Annotated in this window: 9 protein-coding genes; 3 read left to right on the top strand and 6 right to left on the bottom strand. The window is 41.1% G+C overall.

Going from position 1 to position 10,228, the window contains the following annotated elements; genetic code table 11:
* Positions 1 to 161: 161 nt before the first annotated feature.
* The 3 genes from FC26_RS02410 to FC26_RS02400 all read right to left on the bottom strand — a co-directional run bounded on the left by FC26_RS02410 (position 162) and on the right by FC26_RS02400 (position 4,598).
* The gene (locus FC26_RS02410) at positions 162 to 1,787 is read right to left on the bottom strand and encodes a glycoside hydrolase family 43 protein (protein WP_057777567.1); all 1,626 of its coding nucleotides are present in this window, start codon (positions 1,785 to 1,787) and stop codon (positions 162 to 164) included.
* Between the two features lie 151 nt (positions 1,788 to 1,938).
* Positions 1,939 to 3,402 (bottom strand): MFS transporter, encoded by a 1,464-nt coding sequence (locus FC26_RS02405; protein WP_057777565.1) that lies wholly within the window; start codon positions 3,400 to 3,402, stop codon positions 1,939 to 1,941.
* Positions 3,403 to 3,692: 290 nt separating this feature from the next.
* Entirely contained in the window at positions 3,693 to 4,598 is a 906-nt protein-coding gene (locus tag FC26_RS02400; protein WP_057777563.1) for an AraC family transcriptional regulator, read from the bottom strand.
* A 216-nt stretch (positions 4,599 to 4,814) separates the two neighbouring features.
* Here FC26_RS02400 and FC26_RS02395 point away from each other — a divergent pair, with 216 nt between their 5' ends.
* A complete protein-coding gene (locus tag FC26_RS02395) occupies positions 4,815 to 6,038 on the top strand; it encodes an MFS transporter (RefSeq protein ID WP_057777561.1) in 1,224 nt (407 codons plus the stop codon).
* A gap of 36 nt (positions 6,039 to 6,074) precedes the next feature.
* Here the strand turns inward: FC26_RS02395 and FC26_RS02390 are convergent, their stop codons facing one another.
* Together FC26_RS02390 and FC26_RS02385 are read right to left on the bottom strand one after the other, a co-directional pair.
* Entirely contained in the window at positions 6,075 to 6,395 is a 321-nt protein-coding gene (locus FC26_RS02390; protein WP_057777559.1) for a magnetosome magnetite crystal formation protein family, read from the bottom strand.
* Positions 6,396 to 6,404: 9 nt separating this feature from the next.
* Positions 6,405 to 7,019 (bottom strand): histidine phosphatase family protein, encoded by a 615-nt coding sequence (locus FC26_RS02385; RefSeq protein WP_057777558.1) that lies wholly within the window; start codon positions 7,017 to 7,019, stop codon positions 6,405 to 6,407.
* A 169-nt stretch (positions 7,020 to 7,188) separates the two neighbouring features.
* Here FC26_RS02385 and FC26_RS02380 point away from each other — a divergent pair, with 169 nt between their 5' ends.
* Both FC26_RS02380 and FC26_RS02375 read left to right on the top strand, forming a co-directional pair.
* Complete coding sequence (locus tag FC26_RS02380; RefSeq protein ID WP_057777556.1) at positions 7,189 to 7,545, top strand: iron-sulfur cluster biosynthesis family protein; 357 nt, start codon at positions 7,189 to 7,191, stop codon at positions 7,543 to 7,545.
* Between the two features lie 210 nt (positions 7,546 to 7,755).
* Positions 7,756 to 8,709 carry a 2-dehydropantoate 2-reductase gene (locus tag FC26_RS02375; protein WP_057777554.1) on the top strand — a complete coding sequence of 318 codons (954 nt, stop codon included), beginning with the start codon at positions 7,756 to 7,758 and terminating at the stop codon, positions 8,707 to 8,709.
* 51 nt (positions 8,710 to 8,760) lie between these two features.
* On the opposite strand, the gene FC26_RS02370 is transcribed toward FC26_RS02375, so the two are convergent.
* Positions 8,761 to 10,128 carry an Nramp family divalent metal transporter gene (locus FC26_RS02370; protein WP_057777552.1) on the bottom strand — a complete coding sequence of 456 codons (1,368 nt, stop codon included), beginning with the start codon at positions 10,126 to 10,128 and terminating at the stop codon, positions 8,761 to 8,763.
* Positions 10,129 to 10,228 lie beyond the last annotated feature (100 nt).

The raw sequence follows: 10,228 nt of genomic DNA, 5'->3' as shown, positions 1-10,228 counted from the left end.
CTCATCATATTTGATAAAGTGATTCTATCGCACTGAAGTGCGTAATTATAGCCGGTTTGTTATTGGGTGCTTACTCTCCTTATCTTAACACGCCAAACAATTTTCGCGGACAAAAAAATGGCTTCCCCCAGTTAGGGAGAAAGCCATTTTCAATTCAACCTCTATTTATCGCCGAGCTCCTTGTAATCAAAGAAATCAAACGTAGCTGGTTGTTCGTATCCAGCATAATCGACAGCGGCTAAACCAACGAATGCTCCGGTAAAGAAGCCCCCGTAATTCTGTAATACGTAATCATCTGACAAGATTGCGGCATCTAACGTTACCGGTACTGCATGCCATGTCTCACCATCAAACGAATATTCATACGTATAATCTAGTTTCCGTACCTTAGTTCGGAACCAAACATATTCAGTACCATCTGGAATTTGAATTGCGTCATCCTTCAAGAATGAAGTGTAATTATTGTTGTCATTTTGAGCAACTTCAATTACGTGACCCTTCTTTTCATCCCAGGTAATAAAGATCCATGACCAGTGTTTATCATTATAGAAGTTAGCTAGGCCGGCCATTTGTTGATAGGTAAATGGATCAAACTTAACTTTAGTTGTTGCGTCAAAGTTAAACGCTTGCCATCTTTGAGCTAAGAATGAAACATCGAAAGTACTTGCCAATGAATTGCGACCAACCAGCTTCAACTGGCCATCCCCATACGATCCCGTTTCACTTGTGAATGGTACTCGTAAAGTATTCCAATCGTAGTCAAGCTTTTCTTGATCAAATTCATCATGACGCGAATGATCCAATGGAGCATCAGTTTCAATAGCATCCTTAGGAGCATCGACCTCAACTTGACCACCATGACCGCCAACTACTCGTGGCCAACCTTCGTCATCCCACTCAACCTTTTGGATTGATGTTTCACGACCAAGGGTACACCAGCCAAGAGGATCATGAGATGATTCGTTTTTGTGGTTTAATGGCCGCCCCATCAATGAAGCATAGTACCATTCACCACCTGGCGTACTTGCTAATGCACCATGCCCCTGTTTTTGAATGTATGAATCAGGTGTATCAAAGTTAGTGATAAACGGTCCATCTGGTTCAGTCTCAAATGAATGAGCATCCAACGTCTTAGAACGGGATACGACTTCTTCGTGGGTCCAAACAGTCCCACCTTGAGCTGCAAAGAGGTAGTAACTACCATTAATCTTATACAGATGTGGTCCTTCAACCAACTTAACCTCAGTGCCATCATAAATTGTCCGAGCCGTTTCAGGCTTCAGCTTCATTGTGCTGGTATCAAATTCAGTTAGTGTAATTCCATCAAATGGGTGGTGATACTCACGGTGATCCCAAGTTTGTTGGACAAGGTACTTGCGTCCGTCATCATCGTGGAATAATGATGCATCGAAGCCAACACCGTTAACTTTAATCGGATCACTCCAAGGCCCGCGAATGTCAGTTGCCGTGGTCAGATAATTGGTCATATCTTTGAAGGCACCTTCAGTAATCTTAACATCGGTGTAAATCAACCAGAATTTACCATCGGCGTACGATAGATCTGGTGCCCAGATCCCACCAGATGAAGGATTACCCTTCATATCAAGCAGTGTCGTGGTTGATAGTGGTGATGGCAACAAGTTCCAATGGACTAAGTCTTTTGATTCATGTAAACGAACTCCTGGGAACCATTCGAACGTCGAATTAGCAATATAGTAGGTATCGCCAACCCGAATGAAACTTGGATCAGCATTAAAGCCTGGTAAAACGGGATTAGTAATCTTCATTGTGCATGTCCTTTCTTTCTTGAAATAATTTTGATAATGGAAATCATGTGTCACATCATTTCCAAATAAGTGTTACAAACCGTGTTACATAGGAACCAAACTTTGCCCACTTAGGTTCTTTAAGCTTTGCTCCTCTTACACACGATTAATTTTATAATTCTCCTTCAGCCTTACGATCTTTAATTTCAAGGTTAATCTTATCAACGTCTTTATCACTCAATGGGTAACGACTCATAATCCAAATAGCAACAACGGCTAAGATAATTGGTAACCAGATCATTGACCAAGTAATCCCTTGAAGTGCACTAGCACTTTGGGTTGCTTTAGTACCATCAAACTTGAAGAAGGCGTTAATATAGCCGGGAATAATCCCACCTAAAGCTAAACCAATCTTGAAGAATAGTCCCATGATGGCGTTGATAAGTGCGGCAACCCGCTTCTTAGACTTCCATTCACCATAAGAAACAACTTCTGGAACCAATGCCCACATGTAACCAGTAGCGGCGGTAATGCCCCATTGTTGTAGGAAACGGCCAACATAACCAAGAACCGGACTGTTTTTGAATGATGAGAATGACCATACCCACAAAATCAGTGATCCAACAATAAACAACACGAGGAAACTATAGAAGAATTGTTTCTTACCAATCCGTTTACGAACGATTGGCCAGAGGAATACTAAGAAGATCCCTGGAATCGAACCAATCAAACCAATTGATGCCATCCATTCTGGGTGACCAACGTTGTATTGCATGTAAAATGGCCATACAGTATTACCAAAGAACATAAATGTGAAACCAATTAAGAAGAACATTCCCAAAACTTGAAGTGGTTTGTTTCTCTTAATTTCACCAAACAAATCACTGTATTTAACTTTACTGGTTTCTTCCTTAGTAGGTAAAACACGTTCCTTAATACCAAAGAAGGTTACCATCAAGAGAATAAATCCGATGATCATGTAAATTGACATAACTAAGAAATATGCGCCCCCAGCATGCGGTGAAGCATAGTTCCCAAGGTTCATGTGAATTCCAAAGAATCCAATATCCTTAGAAACCTTGTCTGGAGAAGCTAACTGAACAAATAATGGTAAGAAAGTGTAAACTAACAGGTTACCAATGTTGGCTTCAGTCATCCGAACAGTTGTCAATGTGGAAACTTCGTTGTTATCACGGGTTAATGACGCGTTCAACGCACCATATGGGATATTAACGAATGAATAAATCATAGCTGTTAACAGGTATGCTACAAAAGCATAGGGAATACTTCCACGAACAGATGCGATTGGGAAAAATAGCATTGCACAGAAGAACGTTAATGGAATCCCAAAGTACATTAAGTAAGGACGATATTTACCTAGTTTAGGATTACGTTTATCAACAAACGCTCCTACCCAAGGATCCCAGAAAACATTAACCCACCGAACAACTAAGAAAATTGTTGCCCCAGCAGCGGCTGAAATTCCGTACACAGTAGTTAAATAAAATAAGAGCATTGAACCAATCGTACCAAAAATTAAGTTTTGGGCTAAATCCCCGGCACCGTAACTAATTCGTTCACGCCAAGATAATTTCGCAAATTCATCATTTGCTTCGGTTTTTGGATTTGACGCCATAATTACAAACCTTCCTTTCAATGTCAACAAAGTGATGCTGATAAAAGTAATAAATCCTGACAGCGCTATCAAAACAGTTGTTAGTTTTGTTAGTTTTTAAAACCAACTAACGAGCAAAAAGTACTCTGCAGGATTTACTTTTCGCCTAACTCGTGTTGATGACTTAATTGTATTCGCTTACAGCGATTCGGTCTAGAGCTATTCCTAACGACATTTTGTCAAATTGTGAACTGCATGTGAACTTTATCTCTAATTAAAAAGGATTCAGCCTTTGCTGAATCCTGAGATGTCTATTCAAAAAATCCGCTGTCCTTAATTGCACGAACCTCCCGTTTATGAAGGACCTGTTGTTGATACTTACTAGGTGTTAAATTCGACCATTTTTTAAATTGCTTACTGAAATTAGACAGGCTGTTAAAACCCGTCATGTAGGCAACTTCCTCAATCGAATAATCCGGAATTCCAAGCAGCATTTTGGCCTTACTATACTTTTGTTCCTCAATGAAGTGTAGCGGCGTACTCCCATATACCTTCCGAAAAACGCGGTGTCCATACCCTGTACTGATGTTTAAAGACTGACAAATTGTCCCCACGTTTAATGATTCGGGCTCTTCATTTTCAATCCCGTTTTCAATCATTGCAGCCATTGAGCGTGCGACCTGTGCCTCCCTTTCAGTGTACTTTGACGTACTCTTGCTACTAAATTCGGGGAGACTGTGAATGATCTGAATTAAAAAATTATAGAATGTAATTTCAATTTTTAAATCCCGTTCTTCCCGGCTTAAGTCGCTCTTATTCGTGTATGTGAGCATTTCCTGCATCGTCGTCACAGCTACTTTTGCTAACTCATTATCCGCATGAATCGCAATATTCGCAATGTCACGAATAATTTCAGCTCTTAATTTCAAACTTTCGATATTGAAATGAATGCAGCAATAGGTCATGCTCTCTCGCTTACTAGCATTAAAATTAACGTGTAAAGTTCCAGGAGAAATAATAATGATATCCCCTGGCCCATACGTAACCGGTGTTTGATTCTTAATCTGTGTCGTTTGATGACCGTCGATCACGCACATCAATTCAAATGCTTGATGTTTTTGCTCAAAGAAAGTCCATCCGCCGGCCACCGTTCGCAGGTGACCACCAAACATATGCAAACTAGATTCAATTACCGGAAACGGTGTAAATTTAGCCATACCTGCATCCCCCAAACTTTGCGAAAACTTCCACACTACCTAAATTGTATTCGTTTTCAACTCATCAGTCTAGCAGTTATTGTATCTGGAATTTGTCAAATCATGAACTTCTTTTGATTTTTCGCAACGATGATCGAACTCTCACACCTGGTTTACTTATGATCTGCTCAGCGTATAATAACTAGTGTTTTTAATAAAAGTTCGGAGTGAATTAACATGTCTCAATTATCAAACGCACCACAATGGAAGAAGAATATGTATGCACTCTGGTTCGGAAACTTTGCAACCGGCGCCGGAGCAAGCATGAGCCTTCCCTTTTTACCTCTGTTTATCAGTACAATGGACAATTTTCCAAAGTGGGAGCTCACATTGTACGCCGGCATCGCATTTTCAGTTACATTTCTGAGCCAGGCAATTGTATCTCCACTCTGGGGAAAGCTGGCGGATCGAACTGGTAGAAAGCCGATGCTCTTACGTGCGGCGGCGGCCATGACCATCACCGCTACACTAACCGGCCTATCTCCTAATGTCTGGGTTCTAATTTTGCTACGCTTAATTCAAGGAGCGTTCTCCGGATATATTAACAACGCATACGCATTGGTTGCAAGCGAAGTACCTCAGGAACAAAGTGGTCGCGTCATGGGAACCCTGACAACAGGCAACGTCGGTGGGCAACTCATCGGTCCCATCATTGGCGGCGCCATTGCCGGTATCTTTGGTTATCGAATTCCTTTTTTCCTGTTTGGCGCATTTATGTTACTCGCGACCTTAATTACATTATTCGGCGTTAAGGAAAATTTTGTGCCACTACCTAAAGATGACCATCATCAGACAGAAAGTGCCTTTGCCGGAATTAAGCAGATTCATGTCGTATGGGCCATGATTATTTCATCGATGCTAATCCAAGCGGCTACCAACTCTATCAATCCCATCATCAGTTTATTTGTTAAAGAGCTGATGCACAATCAAGGTAACATTGCCTTTGCCAGCGGCGTGGTGGCCGCAATGCCGGGAATCGCAACTTTACTCTCAGCACCACGTTTGGGATCGTTAGGAGATCATATTGGCCCGCAAAAGGTCCTAATTGGCGGATTATTACTTTCAGGTTTAGCCTTTACACCCATGTTCTTTACGACTACTGTCCTGATGCTCGGGATCCTTCGCTTTTTCGTTGGTATCGCCGATGCCGCATTGTTGCCCGTTACGCAAACCGTTATGACACTCGATACGCCCACCAGTGCAATCAGTCGTATTTTTAGTTACAATCAGTCATTCCAAGCTATTGGCTCTGTTATTGGTCCCATGCTGGCCTCAGGAGTTGCCGGAATTTTAGATTATCGTTATGTATTCTTGATGACGACCCTCCTTGTTATCATCAACCTGCTTGTCGTTCTGTGGGCCTATCGTAAGGATGGCATTAAACTAACAAGGGCCAAGTGAAAATTAAACGCCTGTGCAATTTGCACAGGCGTTTTTTTACTCAAACAAGACCCTAATTCCGTATACTAAGTTATAAATGTATAGCACAACATCAATTACTGCAATCACTCCTAGCAATAACAACGATACTGCACTCGTGCTAAACACATCATTCGTTGTAACTCCCGTTACACCAATTACAATTAACGCTCCAACCGTTAGTATTACCGGCCATAAATGCAGAAAAAATGCTCGCCGTGCATGATATTGGACTGACGATGCTGATTGGCTCAAAATCCAGATAATCAACGGTACCAGTAATGGTGCAAACGTAATTGACAGATATGATAATGCCTTAATAATCTTACTATTACTCACAGTAGTCTCCTAATAAATTCGGTTGTAGTAATTCAACATTCTCCGACCATTCTCCGGAATAATGGTCAGCTTCGTAACACTACCATTATCTGGTTCAGGGATCGCAAATGGATCTTGAACATGCATAGCGGCAACCACAAAACTGCGAATAGTGAACCCGTGTGTAACCACGATAATCTTTTGATCTGGAAAGCGTCGAAAAATATCAACCATAAAATCGCTAACCCGTTTCTCTACATCCGTAAAGCGTTCACCGGCCGCAACCTTCGCGTACTCTGGCACCACATCTCCAGTATCCGCACAAAAAAGTGTCGGATACTCAGCCTGGAGGTCAACTTTCTTTCGTCCATCCCACTGTCCATACGAAATTTCTAGTAGTCGTGAATCCTCGCTAACCGTTAAATCAGCGGCCTGATTCAAGATCTGCGCTGTCTGTTGCGTTCTTACAAGTGGACTGGTGATAAGCTGATCTGCAAAGCGAATATCAAAATGTTGCTGCAGCTGCTGAATTTGTTGGCGACCGTGATCGTTCAAATACGCAATGGCGGTATTGGTTGTTCCTTGATTAATCCCCATCACATTCCCAGTCGTTTGTCCGTGACGAATTAAATATAGTTCTGTCATGCATAAACTCCTAACATTTTTTTCTATCATATCATATTTTATTGTCCTGATAGTTAAAATCTAACCCACTTACCCTCGTTTTAGAGTCGCGAGACGAAAATTTATGATCCCAGTCTTTAAAGCGTTATACTGACACTAAATTAAGTTCACGCTATTGGAGGCTTTTAAAATGAAACTTACTATTTCGACAAGTGCTCAAAGTATTATTTCACCTAAATTACGTCCAGATACCCTTATTCTCCTTAACTACGACGATGGTGTTGGTCCGTACTCACCACACGGGTTAGAAGCACTTCAAATTTCATTTAAGCTCGTGCTGATTTCCAAAGGAATGCCAATGGACGATTATGATCTTTCAATGCCGTCTGACCTCGGCCCAATTCACGTCAAGGGATACTCAGCCCGTTTCTTTGGATCGAATCTCAAAATTGATTTTAACGCTCGCTATCATCTACTATCTCTATCTGACGACGGTGAAGTTCTCGAAGACAACTTACAAATCGAAGATCGTCAGATAAGTTCTTAATTATTGTGGTATTTATTCTACATTTAATCAATTTTAAGCAGACACTTAATCTTTAACAGACACTTGATAATAGTTAGTCTATAAAATGTGAAATCTATTAGAAGTTGATAAGGAAGCTCCCATATTAATTCCATTCCTAGGTTACCAGTATTATGATTGTGATAGAGATATGCTCATGGTTGCACATACTAAAGACTGGAGGTCACTACCATGAAAATTGCAATTGCAGGTGCCGGTGCGTTAGGCAGCCGATTTGGCTTTGTACTTCAACAGGCCGGAAATGATGTTACGCTTATTGACGGTTGGCCAGCACATGTTGCAGCTATTAAAGAACACGGCTTAAAAGTAACCCTTGATAAGGATACCTATACAACTCAAATTCCAGTCATGTTCCCAAAAGAAGTTACACAAAACATGGCGATGGATTTAATCATCGTCTTCACGAAATCTATGCAACTGGATCAAATGCTTCAGGATATCAAACCAATTATTAAAGACCATACTAAAATTCTTTGTCTCCTCAATGGTATCGGCCATGAAGACATCATTGAAAAATATGTCCCCAAGAAAAACATCTTCCTTGGGAATACAATGTGGACGGCAAGCCTTGTTGGCCCCGGTCATACCCAATCATTCGGTAGTGGGAGCGTTTCGCTACAAAATTTGGTTGCGGGAAATGAGTCAGACGCTGAAATTTTAGCTGCTTGCTTGTCCGAAGCGGGATTGAACGCGCAGTATACAGATAACATTCACTATTCGATTTACCGAAAAGCTTGTGTTAATGGTACGATGAACGGCCTTTGTACATTGCTTGAAGTAAATATGACCACATTTGGTAAGACGACTCCCGCACATCAACTAGTAACTACCATTGTTAACGAATTCGCGGCGGTTGCTCGTCACGAAAACATTGAACTAGATGTTGCCGAAATTGTGTCACACGTTGAAAATTGCTATGATCCAAACACAATCGGTCATCATTACCCATCGATGTATCAAGATCTAATCAAAAACCATCGGACAACAGAAATTGACTATATTAACGGTGCTATTTCACGGAAAGGTCAGAAATATGGCGTTCCAACGCCCTACTGCGACTTTTTAACGGCCCTGATCCATTGCAAGGAAGACATTATTCAGGACAATGAAGCTGTTACAAACTAATATTCCATGTATGTAAAAAGGACTGATTCGTATTGAATCAGCCCTTTTACTTTACTTAATCAGTCCAATTGTTTGTAGTAATAAATAAACATTTAATCCAATCAATACAATTGTCGCAATCCACGAAAGAATCTTCAGTAAACTACCATTCGCAAACTGCCCCATAATTTTCTTGCTACTCGTGAAAATAACTAATGGAATAATCGCAAATGGTAACGCAATGCTCAAGAACACCTGTGAAAATGTAAGTAGATTTTCAATTTTACCTTCGTCACCATGATAATAAATCGCAAAAATTAATACTGGCGTTACAGATAACAACCGGGTAATCAACCGTTGGACCCAAAGTGGTACCTTGAGGCGAACAAACCCTTCCATAACAATTTGTCCGGAAAGCGTGCCAGTAATCGTGGAACTCTGACCGGAAGCAAGCAATGCAATTGCAAATAACATACTCAACATTGGACTAGCAATTGCACCAACAATTTGGCTATCACTTAGTGCATGAAACAGGTCCGCAAAACGTCCAAGTGAACTGTCAGTCCCATAAAACAGTGCTGCTCCCAAAATCAATAGCAAACTATTCACCACAAAAGCCACTGTTAATTGAATACTGGAGTCTAAAGTTGTAAATTTAATCGCCTTAGCAACGTTTTTGGCGTTGGATCGGTCGATTTCACGCGTTTGTGAAATCGAAGATCCTAAGTATAGATCATGCGGCATTACGGTCGCCCCAACAATCCCGAGTGATAAGTACAACATTGAATGGTTTGTGATAATACTTCCGGTTGGGACATAACCCTTTAAAATCCCTGACATACTTGGTTGTGACAAAATGACTTCATACGCAAAAACCAACACGATTACAGCAACTAAAGTCGCCACAATTGCTTCAATTTTGCGGAATCCCATCTTCATAAGCAATAGTAGTAACAAGACATCCGCTGCAGTGATCAAAATCCCAATTAACAGCGGAATCTTGAACAGTAATTGTAACGCAATCCCTGAACCAATAATTTCAGCCACGTCGGTTGCCATAATAGCCAACTCAGCAACCATCCATAGTCCTAGCCTCACGGGCTTATTAGTTCTTTCCCCCGTAATTTGAGCTAGATCTTTCCCCGTCACAATGCCGAGCTTCGATGACATTGCTTGAAGCATCATCGCAATCAACGATGAAATTAAGATAACCGCCAGCAACCGATACTTAAACTGCGCACCACCGGCAATCGAAGTTACCCAGTTACCTGGATCCATATACCCAACCGCAATTAAGATGCCCGGCCCGGTATAAGCCAGCAGGGTCTTCCAAAAACCGGCATTTTGCGGCACTCGAATGCTACCATTAATCTCATCTAGACTTTTGCTGTCGGTATCAATTGTATGCACTAAGCCATTGTTGTGTTCATTATTTTTCATCTGAAAAGCCTCTTTTCTATTGAGTTAGAAATTCGGTGAATCAGTAGATTTAAACTTGGATGAACTAATTCATGTAACTTTAAACCCGTTTACTTTTTTT

This window comes from Paucilactobacillus vaccinostercus DSM 20634, from assembly GCF_001436295.1.
Taxonomy (GTDB): domain Bacteria; phylum Bacillota; class Bacilli; order Lactobacillales; family Lactobacillaceae; genus Paucilactobacillus; species Paucilactobacillus vaccinostercus.
This window is presented reverse-complemented; position numbering and strand designations above follow the sequence as displayed.